General features: G+C 59.7%; 14 protein-coding genes and 1 pseudogene. 11 read left to right on the forward strand and 4 right to left on the reverse strand.

What is annotated here, in order from left to right; all coding sequences use genetic code 11:
* Window positions 1-159 precede the first annotated feature (159 nt).
* The 3 genes from ACIP8I_RS11480 (at window position 160) to fecA (ending at window position 4116) form a co-directional block, all read left to right on the forward strand.
* Entirely contained in the window at window positions 160-648 is a 489-nt protein-coding gene (locus ACIP8I_RS11480; RefSeq protein WP_400761083.1) for a sigma-70 family RNA polymerase sigma factor, read from the forward strand.
* Entirely contained in the window at window positions 645-1577 is a 933-nt protein-coding gene (locus tag ACIP8I_RS11485) for a DUF4880 domain-containing protein (RefSeq protein ID WP_400761086.1), read from the forward strand. Before ACIP8I_RS11480 ends, ACIP8I_RS11485 begins: the two co-directional genes overlap by 4 nt.
* A 208-nt stretch (window positions 1578-1785) precedes the next feature.
* Window positions 1786-4116, forward strand: a complete 2331-nt coding sequence (gene fecA, locus ACIP8I_RS11490) for a TonB-dependent Fe(3+) dicitrate receptor FecA (RefSeq protein ID WP_400761088.1) — start codon at window positions 1786-1788, stop codon at window positions 4114-4116.
* Between the two features lie 283 nt (window positions 4117-4399).
* On the opposite strand, the gene ACIP8I_RS11495 is transcribed toward fecA, so the two are convergent.
* Both ACIP8I_RS11495 and ACIP8I_RS11500 read right to left on the reverse strand, forming a co-directional pair.
* Window positions 4400-4804, reverse strand: a complete 405-nt coding sequence (locus tag ACIP8I_RS11495) for an HPF/RaiA family ribosome-associated protein (protein WP_007968091.1) — start codon at window positions 4802-4804, stop codon at window positions 4400-4402.
* Window positions 4805-5004: 200 nt separating this feature from the next.
* The gene (locus tag ACIP8I_RS11500; protein WP_103369604.1) at window positions 5005-5952 is read right to left on the reverse strand and encodes a LysR substrate-binding domain-containing protein; all 948 of its coding nucleotides are present in this window, start codon (window positions 5950-5952) and stop codon (window positions 5005-5007) included.
* 135 nt (window positions 5953-6087) lie between these two features.
* On the opposite strand from ACIP8I_RS11500, the gene ACIP8I_RS11505 reads away from it, so the two are divergent.
* The 3 genes from ACIP8I_RS11505 to ACIP8I_RS11515 all read left to right on the forward strand — a co-directional run bounded on the left by ACIP8I_RS11505 (window position 6088) and on the right by ACIP8I_RS11515 (window position 9474).
* The gene (locus ACIP8I_RS11505; RefSeq protein ID WP_400761090.1) at window positions 6088-7464 is read left to right on the forward strand and encodes an L-serine ammonia-lyase; all 1377 of its coding nucleotides are present in this window, start codon (window positions 6088-6090) and stop codon (window positions 7462-7464) included.
* 86 nt (window positions 7465-7550) lie between these two features.
* The gene (locus tag ACIP8I_RS11510; RefSeq protein WP_400761092.1) at window positions 7551-8852 is read left to right on the forward strand and encodes an HAAAP family serine/threonine permease; all 1302 of its coding nucleotides are present in this window, start codon (window positions 7551-7553) and stop codon (window positions 8850-8852) included.
* Between the two features lie 304 nt (window positions 8853-9156).
* Window positions 9157-9474, forward strand: a complete 318-nt coding sequence (locus tag ACIP8I_RS11515; RefSeq protein ID WP_202370141.1) for a DUF3509 domain-containing protein — start codon at window positions 9157-9159, stop codon at window positions 9472-9474.
* Here the strand turns inward: ACIP8I_RS11515 and ACIP8I_RS11520 are convergent.
* Both ACIP8I_RS11520 and ACIP8I_RS11525 read right to left on the reverse strand, forming a co-directional pair.
* Window positions 9471-9971 carry a phosphate-starvation-inducible protein PsiE gene (locus tag ACIP8I_RS11520; protein WP_003221775.1) on the reverse strand — a complete coding sequence of 167 codons (501 nt, stop codon included), beginning with the start codon at window positions 9969-9971 and terminating at the stop codon, window positions 9471-9473. The genes ACIP8I_RS11515 and ACIP8I_RS11520 overlap by 4 nt on opposite strands.
* A 325-nt stretch (window positions 9972-10296) precedes the next feature.
* The gene (locus ACIP8I_RS11525) at window positions 10297-11016 is read right to left on the reverse strand and encodes an autoinducer binding domain-containing protein (RefSeq protein WP_400761095.1); all 720 of its coding nucleotides are present in this window, start codon (window positions 11014-11016) and stop codon (window positions 10297-10299) included.
* Between the two features lie 155 nt (window positions 11017-11171).
* On the opposite strand from ACIP8I_RS11525, the gene ACIP8I_RS11530 reads away from it, so the two are divergent.
* The 5 genes and pseudogenes from ACIP8I_RS11530 to ACIP8I_RS11550 all read left to right on the forward strand — a co-directional run.
* A complete protein-coding gene (locus ACIP8I_RS11530) occupies window positions 11172-11726 on the forward strand; it encodes an acyl-homoserine-lactone synthase (RefSeq protein WP_367083168.1) in 555 nt (184 codons plus the stop codon).
* Window positions 11727-11874: 148 nt separating this feature from the next.
* A complete protein-coding gene (locus tag ACIP8I_RS11535; protein WP_400761098.1) occupies window positions 11875-13119 on the forward strand; it encodes an AfsA-related hotdog domain-containing protein in 1245 nt (414 codons plus the stop codon).
* Entirely contained in the window at window positions 13116-14264 is a 1149-nt protein-coding gene (locus tag ACIP8I_RS11540) for an NADH:flavin oxidoreductase (RefSeq protein WP_400761101.1), read from the forward strand. Before ACIP8I_RS11535 ends, ACIP8I_RS11540 begins: the two co-directional genes overlap by 4 nt.
* Before the next feature lie 13 nt (window positions 14265-14277).
* Window positions 14278-15048 carry an SDR family NAD(P)-dependent oxidoreductase gene (locus ACIP8I_RS11545; protein ID WP_400761103.1) on the forward strand — a complete coding sequence of 257 codons (771 nt, stop codon included), beginning with the start codon at window positions 14278-14280 and terminating at the stop codon, window positions 15046-15048.
* Between the two features lie 180 nt (window positions 15049-15228).
* Window positions 15229-15483: pseudogene (locus ACIP8I_RS11550) on the forward strand (YebG family protein); the annotation flags it as partial.
* Between the last annotated feature and the right edge of the window lie 138 nt (window positions 15484-15621).

The raw sequence follows: 15621 nt of genomic DNA on the forward strand, positions 1-15621 counted from the left end.
AAAACGTCCGGCCGACAAGCCGAACCAACAGACGAGCAATATTAATGATAAATATTCTCATACGCAAAAGCATCTGATTGCCGGACACCCACGCGCGCCCCTACAATGCGAACAGTTCTTGTTCTCTAACGCATCGATCATGCGCCCGGAGTAATCCCCTTGCCGTCCGCCCATCCCGTCGAATCGCTCTACCAGGACCACCACAGCTGGCTCACCGGCTGGTTGCGGCGCAGACTCGGCTGCCCGGACAGCGCGGCGGATCTGGCGCAAGACACGTTCATCCGCGTGCTCAGCGCCCGCGAACCGGTGACGATCATCGAACCGCGCGCGTTCCTGACCACCCTCGCCAAACGCGTGCTGTTCAATCATTACCGCCGCCAGGACCTGGAACGCGCCTACCTCGATACCCTGGCGCAGATGCCGGAAATGGTTGCGCCATCGGAAGAAGACAAAGCGATCATCCTGCAGACCCTGATCGAACTGGATCAGTTGCTCGATGGCTTGCCACGTCTGGTCAAGCGCGCCTTTTTGCTGGCGCAGGTCGATGGCCTGACTTATCCGCAAATCGCCGTCGAACTGGGCATCTCGGTGGCCACGGTCAAACGTCATCTGCAAAAAGCCGCCCTGCGCTGCTACTTCGCCCTATGAATCGCGCTCCGGATTTCTCTGCGCAAGTGGCCGAACAGGCCGTGCACTGGCTGTTGGAAATGCAGCAAGGCACGCTCTCCCCACGCCAGCAACAGGCCTGGCAACAATGGCTGGACGCCCACAGCGAACATCGTCGGGCGTGGGAGCACATGCAGCGGGTCAACCAGCGCTTGCGCGGTGTGGCGTCGCCATTGGCCCATGCCACGTTGAACGGGCCGAAGTCTTCCAGCCGCCGACAGGCGCTCAAATTGCTGCTGCTTCTCGGTGCCGGTTCCGCCGTCACCTGGGGCATGCGCGAGCACAATCCACTGCCGACGCTGCTCGCCGACTACCGCAGCCCGGTGGGCCAACGTCGCAAGATTGCGTTGGGCGCCGGCAGCCAGTTGCAGCTCAACACCGCGAGTGCGGCGGATGTAGACGGTGCACAACGGCTGATCCGTTTGCTGGAAGGCGAGATCCTCCTCAGCAGCGCGCAAGCGTTCGAAGTGCGCACGGCACAAGGTGTGCTGAAAACCAGCGCGGCCCGGCTCAACGTGCGGCAATTTGCCAATCGCACGCAGGTAGCGTTGTTCGAAGGCCAGGTCGAATTGATCACCCACGGACGCGCCCCGATGTGGTTGCCGGTTGCCCGGCAGTTGAGTTTCAGCACCACCTCGATCAGCGCAGCCCAGCCACTGGATGCCAACAGCGGCGCCTGGGCCGAGGGCATGCTGGTTGCCGCGCACATGCGTCTGGGCGACTTCCTCGATGAACTCGGCCGTTATCGCCGGGGGCAGTTGCATTGTGATGCGAAGGTGGCCGACCTGCTGATCTCCGGGACTTATCCACTGGACGACAGCGAGCGGATTCTTGATCTGCTGCAAATCAGTCTGCCGGTGAAAGTGCGGCGGTTTACCCGTTATTGGGTGAGTGTCGAGGCCCGGGTTTAAAACAAAACTGTGGCGAGGGAGCTTGCTCCCGCTGGCCTGCGCAGCAGGCCCTCAATACGGGGGCCGCTTCGCGCGCCAACGGGAGCAAGCTCCCTCGCCACAAAATCAGTCATTCAAAAAAATATTCGTAAACCGTGAGCCGTTTTTCAGATCTGGCGTGACAGAGAAGGAAAGCCCCCTTGATTCAACCTTCTCAGGATCATCGTTCATGCACCCCACCCGCCTCACGCCACTGGCCCGCAGCTTGCGCAACTTCGTACTGGGCGCCAGCCTGGGCTTCAGCGCTCTGCCGGCCATGGCCGCCGAAACCAAGGTTTACCATATTGCCCCGGCATCGTTGGAAAACGCCCTCAACCAGTTTGGTCGTGAAGCCGGCGTGCTGATTTCCTTCAGCTCGCAAATCACCAGCGGCGTGCAAAGCCGTGGCCTCGAAGGCAGCTACAGCGCCGCACAAGGTCTCGATGCGCTGCTCGAAGACACTGGCCTGCAAGCCCGCGCCGAAGGCAACAATGCGTTCAGCCTGCAACCGGCCGGCGACACCGCATTGGAGCTGGACACCTCGAAAGTCGTCGGTGACTGGCTCGGTGATGCCGCGCAGGTCAACGTCTTCGAACACCCGGGCGCCCGTGATGTGATCCGCCGCGAAGATTTCGAACGCCAGGGCGCGACTCAGGCGCGCGATGTGCTCAACCGCATCCCCGGGGTCAACGCTCCGGAAAACAACGGCACCGGCAGCCACGACATGGCGCTGAACTTCGGCATACGCGGTCTCAATCCGCGCCTGGCCGCGCGCTCGACCGTACTGATGGACGGCATTCCCGTGCCGTTCGCACCGTACGGCCAACCGCAGTTGTCGTTCGCGCCGATCAGCATGGGCAACATGGATGCCGTGGACGTGGTACGTGGCGGCGGCGCGGTGCGTTACGGCCCGCAGAACGTCGGCGGTGTGGTCAACTTCGTGACCCGTGCCATTCCCGATGCGCCGACGGTCAAGGGTGGTTTCCAGACTGAGACCAGCCCGTCGTCGAGTCACGATGGCTTCAAGACCAGCGCCAACCTGCTGGCCGGTGGCACCAATGAAAATGGTCTGGGCGGCGCGCTACTGTATTCCGGCACCCGTGGCGGCGACTGGCGCGAACACAGCGACAGCGAGATCGACGACCTGATCCTCAAGGGCAAATACCAGCTCGACGAGGCCAACAGTTTCAACGCCATGGCCCAGTATTACGAGGGCAAGGCCGACATGCCCGGCGGCCTCAACGTTGCCGATTACGATGCCGATCCGTACCAGTCGACGCGCCCGAAAGACCAGTTCTGGGGCCGCCGTACGATGTTCAACTTCGGCTATCGCTATCAGGAAGATCGCCGCGAATTCACCGCCAACACCTTCTTCACCAAGACCTTGCGCAGCGGCTATCTGGATCAGGGCACGTTCCTCTCACTGTCGCCACGCGAGTATTGGGTGCGCGGTTTCGAAACCCGTTTCGCCCAGGGCTTCGACCTCGGCCCGACCAGCCACGAAGTCGGCGTCGGCTACCGCTACATCAACGAGGCCGGCCACGAATTGCGCTATCGCACGCCGATCAGCAGCAACCAATACCCGACCACCGACAGCCGCAACGACCGCGACACCCGCGGTGGCACCGAAGCCAATGCGTTGTTCGTCGACGATCGCATCGACATCGGTAAGTGGACCATCACTCCGGGCGTGCGCTACGAGATGATCGAATCGCAGCAGACCAACAACCTGACCGACGTCAAATACAAGGGCGACTACAACACCGCGCTGCCGGCATTGAACGTGCTGTACCACCTGACTGACAGCTGGAACCTGTACGCCAACACCGAAGGCTCGTTCGGCAGCGTGCAGTACAGCCAGATGCCCAACCGCGTGAGCAGCGGCGAAGTGAAACCGGAGAAGGCCCGCACCTGGGAACTCGGCACCCGTTACGACAACGGCGCACTGCGCGCGGAGATCGGTGCGTTCCTGATCAACTTCGACAATCAGTACGAAAGCAACCAGACCAACGATTCGGTGATCGCCCGTGGCGAGACCCGCCATCAGGGGATCGAGACCAGCGTCAATTACGCGCTGGATGACTTGAGCCCGGCACTGGCCGGTTTCGATGTGTACGCGACCTACGCCTACGTTGACGCGACCATCCGCGAAGATGGGCCGAACAAGGGCAATCGCGTGCCGTTCTCGTCGAAACACAAAGGCACAATTGGCGTCGGTTACACCGAAGGCCCGTGGAAGCTCAACTTTGACAGCAGCTTCCAGAGCGACCAGTTCGCCGACAACGCCAACACTTCCAGGGAAAGCGCCGACGGCAGCACCGGCAAGATCCCGGGCTACATGCTGTTCAGCAGCCGCGCCGGTTACGACTTCGGCCCGCAATTGTCGGACCTGAATGTGGCGGTGGGGGTGAAGAACATCTTCAACACGCAGTATTTCACCCGCTCGTTTGATGACAACAATAAAGGCAAGTACGTGGGTGAACCGCGCACGGTGTACGTGCAAACCTCCCTCGCGTTCTGAGATTGAAAACCCCCTCACCCTAACCCTCTCCCAAGGGAGAGGGGACTGATTGCGGGATGCTTGCGAAGTACGCCGACCTGATTCTGCTTTGCCGAATCCATAGTCGAGTCGGTCTTTCAGGTCGATGTTTCACGTCAGACACCTCTGTCGGCCCCCTCTCCCGGAGGGAGAGGGCTGGGGTGAGGGGCCGCTTTCTGATGCCCTGCGCAAAAAAACGCCACAAACAAAAACGGGCCTGCTTGCGCAGGCCCGTTCTCATGGGGTGGCTTGAAAAATCAGCGTATCAACTGTTGATCGCTGCCTGTTCGTTCTCCAGAAACTCTTCTTCCAGCAGTGCGTCGTTCGCCTTGCTGAATGGCACGATGGCGGCGCGGGGTTTGCCCCGCAGTTTGCCAAACAGGTGCTCCAGCGCATGTTCCAGTTTTTCGGCTGCACCGTCGATCGCCTGTTCCAGCGAATCGGCTTTATGGGTGACGGAAATCGGTTGGTGGCCTTTTGGCCGCGCTTCCAGCTGGCAGCGCAAGTCATGGGGACCTGGTTTGTCGCCGTTCTCGTCGCTCAGGTGGACTTCGACACGGGTCAGGTCTTCTTCATAACGGTCGAGCGTGCTCTCAATGGTTGTACGTACCCACTCCTCCAGTCGTTTACTGCTTTGAATATGGTTATCGCTGTTGACTTGGATTTGCATAGTTCATCCCTTATTTCAGCTAGCTCGCGAGAGGCCTTGAATTGAATTTCCTGACCCCTTGGTTACAACAATCGGCCCGACTGACGAACATTTCAACCCCTGAAAAAAGATAAATATTCATTCGCAAAAAAAGCCGGACAACCGAGCAAGTCACTGGTAAGGTCGGGAGTTGGGTCGCCTGGCAACCCTGTAAAATCTGCTCACAATTGCCCGTCGTTCAACGGGTGCAAACTGCGGAAAATCCCCGCCTCCTCCACCAGCCAGTCATGCACCGCACGCACGCCCGGATGGCTCAAGGCCCCCGGCGCATACAGCAGCACGTAGCGTTTGTGGTTGGGCACCGACAGACCGAACGGCACGATCAACGTCCCGCGCTCCAGCTCATCGTTGAGCAACGTACGCCGGGCAATCGCCACGCCCATGCCGGCAATCGCGGCTTCGATGGTCAGGTGATTGCGGTTGAACGTGTGTCCACGCCGTACGTCGGCGCCTTCGAAGCCGATCGCGTTCAGATAGAACTCCCATTCCGCGTATTCGTAACTGCCGCGCCAGGCGGTGATGTCGTGCAACAACGGGAAATGCACCAGGTCCACCGGCCCATGCAGCGGCGGACGTCCACGCAACAGGCTCGGCGCACACACCGGGAAAATCTGCTCGTCGAGCAAGGCCGTGGATAACAGGCCCGGGTAGCTGCCGTCGTTCAGATCGATTGCCAGATCAAAGTCGCCCTCGTGCAACGGCACGCTGCTGTCCTCGGCCACCAGGCGCAACTGGATATCCGGATAACGCTGTTGCAGACGCGGCAAACGCGGGGTCAGCCATTTACTGAGGAACGACGGAATCGAACGCACCCGTAGAATCCCGCTGATCATCCCGGCATCCAGACGGCGCAATTCAGCATCGATGCTGCCGTAGGCCTCGTTGACCGTGATGGCCAGTCGCTGGCCTTCCGCACTCAACTCGACACCCCGCGCTCGTCGGTGGAACAGGCGAAAACCGAGGCGCTCTTCCAATTGGCGAATCTGCTGGCTGACCGCCCCCGGGGTGATGTGCAGCTCTTCCGCGCAACGGGTGAAGGACAGGTGCCGCGCGGCACAGGAAAACACCTGCAGCCAGACGTAGGTCTGGGCATGCAATTGACGACTCATTGTTTAGTCCTGCTAAAGGCTTTCTTAGGAAGTTTCGTTGGTCACGTAGGACCGAGGTAGGCAGTATCGCCGACATTGCGCTTGTCCTACAAAAAATGGCAGCGATTCCTACTCCATTGCTTGTAAGGGTTTAGCATGGCTATCAGTGTTTTCGATCTATTCAAAGTCGGCATCGGTCCGTCCAGTTCCCACACCGTCGGTCCGATGCGTGCCGCCGCGACCTTCGCCCGGGCGCTGATCGAGCAATGCCTGCTCAATGATGTGCGCCGCGTGGAAATCCGTTTGTACGGTTCGCTGTCGGCCACCGGTGTCGGTCACGCCACTGACCGCGCCACGGTCATGGGCCTGATGGGCGAATGGCCGGATAGTATCGATCCGGCGACCATCGACCCACGCATCCAGCAACTGCGCGAAAGTGGCCTGTTGCTGCTGGCCGGGCACAGAGAAATTTCCTTCAACTGGCAGCATGATCTCCTGCTGCTGGACGAAAGCCTGCCCTACCACCCCAACGCCATGTCGCTGACAGCCTTCGGCGAAAGCGCCGAGCTGTTCACACAAACGTACTACTCGATTGGTGGTGGTTTCATCATCGAAGCGGCGGAAGCCGAGTCCGGTGTGGCGCCGGCCGGCGACGTGGTGTTGCCATACGATTTTTCCAGCGCTGCCGAATTGCTGAACCTGTGCAGGCAGCACAACTTGCGCGTGTCGGAGCTGATGATGGCCAACGAACGGGCCTGGCGCAGTGACGCTGAAATCCGTAACGGCCTGCTGCACATCTGGTCAGTGATGCGCGAGTGCGTCGAGCAAGGCCTGCGCCACGAAGGCATCCTGCCCGGTGGGCTGAACGTGCCGCGCCGCGCGGCGAAGTTGCACCGCAGCCTGCTGGAAATCGTCAAGCCGAACGTGATCAGTTCGACGCTGTCGGCGATGGAATGGGTCAACCTGTTCGCCCTCGCCGTCAACGAAGAGAACGCTGCTGGCGGGCGCATGGTCACCGCGCCGACCAACGGCGCGGCCGGGATCATTCCGGCCGTTCTGCACTACTACATGAAATTCAATTCGGACGCGCCTGACGATGACGTGGTTGCGTTCTTCATGGGCGCCGCCGCCGTCGGCATCTTGTGTAAGAAAAATGCCTCGATCTCCGGCGCCGAAGTCGGCTGCCAAGGCGAAGTCGGTTCGGCCTGCGCGATGGCCGCTGCAGGCCTCGCTGAAGTGCTCGGCGCAACGCCGGAGCAACTGGAAAACGCTGCGGAAATCGGCTTGGAACACAACCTCGGCCTGACCTGTGATCCGGTCGGTGGCCTGGTGCAGGTGCCGTGTATCGAGCGCAATGCCATCGCCGCGGTGAAGGCGATCAACGCCACGCAAATGGCCCTGCGCGGCGACGGCAAACACTTCATTTCCCTCGACCGGGTAATCCGCACCATGCGCGATACCGGCGCCGACATGCACGACAAATACAAAGAGACTTCACGGGGCGGCCTGGCCGTGAGCTGGGTGGAATGCTGACGCGTATTCCCTGACCGCCCCGGCAGGCCGCCACCCGCGGCCTGCCAACCGTGAGCCCGAGCAAAAATAATAACGAGGCCAAAACGATGACCGATGTACGTACACCTGCTGCCGAAAACCCCGCTGTAGATCGCACACGCAACACCGAAATTGCCCACAAAGGCTGGAGCAAATCCGACACCACCTGGATGCTCGGTCTGTACGGCACCGCCATCGGTGCCGGCACCTTGTTCCTGCCGATCAATGCCGGTGTCGGCGGTTTCTGGCCGTTGCTGATCCTGGCGCTGCTGGCGTTCCCCATGACCTTCTTCGCCCACCGTGGCCTGACTCGTTTCGTGCTGTCCGGGCGTTCGGGCGACATCACCGAAGTCGTCGAAGAACACTTCGGCATCGGTGCCGGCAAGCTGATCACCCTGCTGTATTTCTTCGCGATCTTCCCGATCCTGCTGGTGTACAGCGTCGCGCTGACCAACACCTTGAGCAGCTTTCTCGAACACCAGTTGCACATCGCCCCGCCACCCCGAGCGATTCTGTCGCTGGCGCTGATTCTCGGCCTGATGGCGATCGTGCGCTGCGGGCAGAACGTGATCGTCAAAGCCATGAGCGTGCTGGTCTATCCGTTCGTCGCAGCCCTGCTGTTGCTCGGTCTCAGCCTGATCCCCAACTGGAACGGCGCGTTCTTCGCCAGCGCCAAGGAGGCGATGCCACTGTCGACGTTCCTCAAAACCCTGTGGCTGGCGATCCCGGTGATGGTGTTCTCGTTCAACCATTCGCCGATCATCTCGGCCTTCGCGGTTGACCAGAAGCAGCGCTACGGCGAGCAGGCCGAGCGCAAGAGCAGCGGCATCCTCGCCATGGCCCACGGGATGATGGTGGTGACGGTGATGTTCTTCTGCTTCAGCTGCGTGCTGGCGCTGTCGCCGGCCGATCTGGCCGCGGCCAAGGCGCAGAACATTTCGATCCTGTCGTACCTGGCCAACCACTTCCAGACCCCGGTCATCGCTTACGCTGCGCCGCTGATTGCGCTGGTGGCGATCACCAAATCCTTCCTCGGCCACTACATCGGCGCCAGCGAAGGCTTTCAGGGCATGATCGTCAAGAGCCTGCGCGGTCATGGCAAGGTGATGTCGGCGAGCTGGCTGAACCGTGCGACCGCGCTGTTCATGATCCTCAGTTGCTGGGCGGTGGCAACGTTCAACCCGAGCATCCTCGGCATGATCGAAACCCTCGGCGGCCCGGTGATTGCCTGCCTGCTGTTCCTGATGCCGATGTACGCCATCCGCCGCGTGCCAGCCTTGCGCCAGTATTCGGGTCAGGCGTCCAACGTGTTCGTGGTGCTGATCGGCCTGATTGCACTGTCGGCGATCATCTACTCGGTTCTGCCCTGAAACGGGCCACAAATGACAAAGGCGAGCCATGGGCTCGCCTTTTTTATGCCGTATACATTGTCCAGCAATTTTCCCGGCACAGCCCTTGCTAAGCCCTGTGTAGGAGCTGTCGAATGCAACGAGGCTGCGATCTTTTGATCTGCATGACGCACATCAAGACGCTGAAGATCAAAAGATCGCAGCCTGCGGCAGCTCCTGCATAAAGCAACAACACAGGCCACGGAATCGCCGATGATCAGGTATTGCGAACCAACCCGATCACGGCCGGTCAACAACTGCACGTTCAATCAGGCGGTGACGCATCATGGACAACCCTTTTCAGATCATTACCGATGCCTTCGCGCCGGACTATCAGATCAACCTGAGCATTCAGGGACTGGACGGCAGCATCATGCTGACCTTGTCCAACAGCGGCCGAATCGTCGCCAAACGGATGATCAGCGCCGAACAGCGCAACGATCCGGTACGGCTCAAACGGCTGGTGCAAAGCATCCAGTTCGGCATCGCCATCGAACAGGGCCACAGCGCCATGGCGATCCTTGAAGCGATGACCGGCGGCGACGGTCTGCCCCCGCCACCGCAGCCAATTGACGGCCGCTCTCGACCATCAGCCGGGATTTAGAGTTCGCCCTTCTCGATCTCGGGGTGCTCACCGGAGCCGGCGCCAAGTTTGCGTTGCGGTTTCTCGATCTTCACCGACGGAAATTGCGAGGAGGCGTAACGCACCACCAGGATCGAGAACGCCAGCAGCAGAATGCCGCCGCACAGGTAGATGATGCCCATGTCCGGCGGGTTGTGGTGCGAGACGTTGGAGATCAGCAGGCGGGTCAGCGCAGTGATCGCCACGTAGATCAGGAAGCGCACCGGCATGTGGTTGGTCTTGAAGTAAATCCCGACCATCGCCCCCAGTTCCAGATAGATGAACAGCAACAGAATGTCATCGATCTTGATATGGCCCTCTTCGAGCATGCCGAGAAATTCCATCACCGCCGCCCACGCAGTCACCGCACCAATGGCGAACAGCGCCAGGTAGTGGAAGGTCTCGACGAACAGGTTGCCCAGGGACTCGGCCAGTTGATGCACGTTTTGCCGCAGTTTCTCGGCCCAGTTGATTTTCACGATGATGTTCCTTAGCCCGATGCGAGCGGATGATGCCGGTTGGACGTGACGGTTTTCCGTATGCGCTGTGCGCCATGCAGAAACGAGGCCACGCATCATGGCGAGCCGGCATGAAACCTGCGCCGTGGCGTTTGGTCGCACCGTTGAACAGGCACCGTCGACAAGAATGATTGTGACGGTATAACTGAAGTTTCTTGATAAGTTCGTTACGCTTGAAATGGCATTAGCTTATAAGTGAAATATTATTAATCGGGTCAATCTGTGAACTCGCGCACACTCACCTCGGTTATTCACCAGTTAGTTATCCAATATATGACTGGTGTAATTATTTCCAGAGCAGCCCCATCAGCGAAGCTTTAACTGCAGCAGCGATCTTGTTTTGGCAACCGAGCTTCTTCAGGCAATGGTTTATATGGAAGTTAACCGTCCTTTTGCTGATGCCGAGGATCACCGAAACATCGTCCGATGACTTTCCGTCAGCGGTCCATTGCAGGATTTCCTTTTCCCTTTGCGACAGTTCTATTGGCACCGGGAGCGCCGAATCCACGCCGCGCATTTGCAGGCGCGTCAGGCCCAGGTGAGTGATCTGGGCCAGCCAGGACAGCTGCGCCTGTTTGGTTTCGAGTTCCAGCGCGGTGATCGGCTCGCTGCCCCGGGCGAAGGTCACCAGCCCTTGAGTTTCGCTGTTGAGCAGCGTCTGCCCCCAGCCCTCCGCGAGTCCGTGAGCCTGCGCTTCGTGCCAGAATTCGGGCGTCTGAGCCTTGAGTTCAGCGTCCCATAGGACCGGTTTTACGCTGCGCATTGCGCGCATGACGTAGGGGTCGATGTCCAGGTAGCGATTGGCGGAATAGGCAGCTTGCCAGGCGGGCGAATAATTATTGGCAAGAAAAAGACAGGGTTTGGTGATGGGAAAAAGCCTGCGTGACCCGTAAGCCACATAATCAAACTCCAACTGCCGGGCAACGGTCTTGATATTGTCGAACAACAACTCGACATCCGTTGCAGACATGGCGTTTTCCAACAGTTCAGCCTGCCAATATGACATAGAGATTCCTTTCCCGCAGTTATTGCTGTCGGCCTCTTGCCAACATGCCTAGCATATTTCCAAATGTTTCCGCTAGCTGTCAAGGGTGACAGGTAGTATGCGAGCGCAGTGTGCACTTTAATCGCCACCCAACCAATCACTAAACGGAATCTGTGATGGATTACTTGTCAGGACGTTATGACGAGTTGACGACAGTAAAGCGTCAACGCTTGGCTCAATATCGCTATCAGGTGTTCGTCGAACGCCTCGGCTGGCAGTTATCCACGCCGGACGATTTCGAGTTTGATCAATTTGATCACAGCGGCACTCACTACATCGTCGCCGAAGAACACGACGGCAACATCAAGGGATGCGCCCGCCTGCTGCCGACCACCCAGCCGTATCTGCTGAGTGAGGTGTTCACCTCGTTGCTCGGCGACAAGCCTGCCCCGTGCGGCGATGACATCTGGGAGCTGTCGCGCTTCACCTCACTGGACCTCGATGCCGAGGGCGGCAAAAACGAACAGGTGATGTCCGACGAAAACACCGTTGGCCTGTTCATGGCCACGCTGGAGTACGCCAGGACCTGCGGCGTTTCACATCTGGTGTCGGTGTCACCGGTCGCGATCGGCCGCCTGCTCAAACGTGGCGGCATCGACTACAAATGGCTGGCACCGCCGCAGGTACTGGACAACCGAACCCTCGGCGCCTGCTACATCACGGTGCAGTAACCCTGCCCGACACGCGATAACAAGAAAACAAGAAAACACATCAACTGAAGCTGCCGACACGCGTCGAGCAGCACCTTTCGGTGTGGGTCGATTTCACGCCATGGATAGCAACTGCCTTACAACCAACGTTCAACACAGAGGGATGATCATGATCGACATGCACAGGAAAGTTGCCAAAGACATCGTCCACAAGGGCCACGATGACGACGTGCTGATTTACGACGCTCACCACTTGCTGCCAGCCTGGCTGCCGGCCGCCATCGTGCAGCAGGCCAACCTTGATCCAGTGGCTCTGGAGATCGTCAATCAGGCCTATCGGCTGGACAGCGAACGTCTGGTGCTGCGTTCGCTGCCAACCATCATCGACCTGGAGGAGCTCGAACTGGCGGGCCTGTCCGACTGTCTGCCGGAGCTGCTGACGAACTACGAGAAAACCACCGACCACCTGATCCTCAGCGGCGTCTGGGTGCTGGAAAGCACCGAGGCCAAACTGGCTCGACTGCCCGGTTGCGACAACGGCCTGAGCCTTGATCAGCGTCGACAGGTGCATGATGTTCTGAAGGCTCTGGACGGCTGCCCGCAACAGGGCCTGCTCTATTTCACCCTGTTCAACGACACCGCCAATTACTTCTTTTACCGCAAACACCACGAACACGTGCCGGGCCTGATGCTGATCGAAGCGGCACGCCAGGCGATGTACGCGCAGTTCTACCAGCACAGCGGTTACGCCCGCGGCGAGGTGTCGATTTCCATCGTTGATCTGCTGTCGAGTTTTCCCCGGTACACCGAGTCTTCGTTTCAGGTGGATGTACTGGTCGGCGACTACGAAGGCATGGCGCCGCCGCGGGCGCGCAAGGTCGACAAGCGTGCGCGATTCTTCCAGCGTGGCGAGTTGGTGGCCGACATTCGCCTGCACGGCGAAGTGATCAAGATGCCGGTGTTCAAGCGTATGCGGAATATCAACATCGACCCCGCCTGCTGGTTCCGTCCGCTCAAGGGCATACGCCATGAAGTGCTGGTGCGCCTGGATTCCGGTCGTCACCTCTCCGCCCGTCTTGAGCTGCTGTCGATGGCCGGTCTGCAAGTGCAATGCGACAGCCCGCTCGAGGCTTCCGAGCGCGGCCACGTCTACCTGTACCTGGAAAACGAAGGCATGCTCAGCCTGCCGCTGCAATCGCTGCACGCCTGCGACGCGACAAAGGCCGGCACGCTCAAACTGCACCTGGCAGAGCTGGATTCGCCGTTGCGCTTCAAGTGGCGCGAAGTGCTCAAACAGTTCGCTTACTTCTCCCACGAAGAAACCGCCCCGGTTCCGGCGCCCGTCCTCGGCCAACCGTTGTGGATGACCTTCGATCAAGCTTCGGCGATGCCCGAACAAAGGAAGGAAGCATGATGCCGCGCTATCCCCACGTGCTGGAGCCCCTGCGGCTGGCCGGTGGGCTGGAGTTGCGCAATCGGCTGTTCTTCGCGTCGATGGGCGTGGACCTGGCCGATCACAGCGGGTGCGTGACGCCCGCCATGATCGAGTTCTATCAGGGCATCATGGAGGGCGGTTGCTCCATGGCGTTTCTGTGCAACGCCACGGTCTCGCCGCAGTCGCGTTTACAGAGCACCGGGCTCGGCCTGTTCGAGGAACATCAGGGCGAATCGCTCAAGGCGATGTTCGCGATGGCCGAGCAGGTCAACACGCCGGTGGGTGTGCAACTGCAGCATTACGGCGGTCAGGGCACCACCACGCACACCGGCGTTGCCGTGCTGACCCCGAGTGGCGTGCCCTGCCCGCGCGTGTCGAAACTCGATCCGGATTACCGCGTGCGGATCATGGACGAAACCGACATCGCTCTGGTGATCGAGCAGTTCGCCCATTCCGCCTGGCTGGCCTGGACCAACGGCGCGCGTCTGGTGCAGTTGCAGGCGTCCAACGGCTACCTGCTGAGCAGTTTTCTCTCGCCGCACACCAACAAGCGCACCGACCGGTATGGCGGCAGCGAAGAGAACCGTGCGCGGCTGTTGCTCGACGTGGTCAGGGCCATCCGCGAGCGCACTCAAGGCCAACTGATCGTCACCATTCGTCTGGGCATCGACGACCGTCTGGGCGCTGAAGGGCTGCAATATCCGGATCTCAAGGAAACCGTGCAGGCGCTCTGTCAGGCCGGCGTTGCCGCGCTGGAATGTTCGATGTGCATGGGCGCGACGTTCGGCCAGTTGATCGTGCATTCCGAGACCATGGACCAATACCTGCAAGCCGGCGTGCGGGCGATCAAATCCGTGTCGACAGTGCCGGTGGGTTACGCCGGTTTCATCGATGGGCTGGACAAGGCCGAGCAGTTGCTTGCCGATGGCGTATGCGATTGGGTAGGAATGTCGCGAGCGCTGTTCGCCGACAATGACCTGATCAACAAAACCCTGCAGGGCCGTTCCGCCGACATCCACAAATGCCGCTGGGACAGTCAGTGCTTCAGCGACAAGAGCAATCCGCGACTGGATCGGGTGTATTGCTGCGTGAACCCGAAATATTTACGCCCCGCGTTGGCATAAGGAGATGCGACATATGTACGATTTTCTGGGAAAAGTCTGCCTGGTCACCGGCGGCACCAGTGGCATCGGCGAGACCGTCAGCGAACGCCTGATCAAGGCCGGCGCCGATGTGATCGTGTTCGGCCGGGACGAAGAAAAAGGCGCAGCGCTGGCCGATCGGCTGGGTGAACACTGCCGCTTCATCGCCTGTGATGTCGGGGATCCGGTGCAGGTCGAGCAGGCGTTCGCGAGCATTCGTTTGGTCTACGGCCGTCTCGATTGCGCGTTCAACAATGCCGGCGTAACCGCCAAGTACGGAGCGCTCGCGCAATCGTGCCCGGATGACTGGATGAGGGTGATGAACATCAACGTCAACGGCACCTACCACTGCATGCGCCATGAACTGCAACTGATGCTCACCCGCGGCACCGGGGCCATCGTCAACACCTCATCCTGTGCCGGTGTAGTACCGATTGGCGGCCAGGTCGCCTATGTTGCCAGCAAGCAGGCGATCAACGGCATGACCCAGGTGGCGTCGATCGAAAATGCGCGACTGGAAGACGGCGGCTGCATTCGCGTCAATGCGGTCGCCCCGGGACCGATCCTCGGCGGCATGAACAGCGAGGCACGCCTGAAAGCCGCACCGGAAAACACCCAGCGCAAAATCAACGTGACGTCGATGAAACGTTTCGGCACCGCGGACGAAGTGGCCAACGCGGTGCTCTGGCTGCTCAGCGATCAATCCGCTTACGTCACGGGTGTGATCATGCCCATCGATGGGGGTTACGCCAGCGGCAAGTTCTGAAATCAAAATAAAACCAACGACCCGCCGTGTGCGGGTCGTTTTGTTTGAGGGGGAAAAACGCCGAATCCGGTCTACATTGAAAAGCCACTACCCAAAGCGCAGGGATTCGCTTATCCTTTCGCTGTATATAAATACAGTAGTCGCTAAGACAACTAAATGTGAAGGCATGTGAGGTGGTGAATGGCCGTCGAAGTGGTATACCGCAGCAGCCGAGATCTGGAGCGCTTGTTCATGGATAAAGCCGAAGCTGACCGTCATGACAAAATGCTCGAACTGGCCGAGATGCTGTCCGAAGTGTTGCAGAAAGCCGTGCCGTCGCTGAACGAGCAACAGGTTGAAGAAGTCGGGATCTACATGGCGAAGAACCGCGATGTGTTCGCCAAGGCGTTCAAGAGCCAGCCTGATGCGCTGTCGGAGCTGATCAATGCACCAGCCGAACCAGTGGCGGAAGTGGCTGATGCAGAAGAGCCTGCTGAAGCACCGGCTAAACCGACAAAAGCGGCGAAAGCTGCCAAGTAACAACGTTTGAATCGAAAAGATCGCAGCCTGCGGCAGCTCCTACAGGGAATACGC

This window comes from Pseudomonas sp. NPDC088414 (genome assembly GCF_044753325.1).
Taxonomy (GTDB): Bacteria; Pseudomonadota; Gammaproteobacteria; order Pseudomonadales; family Pseudomonadaceae; genus Aquipseudomonas.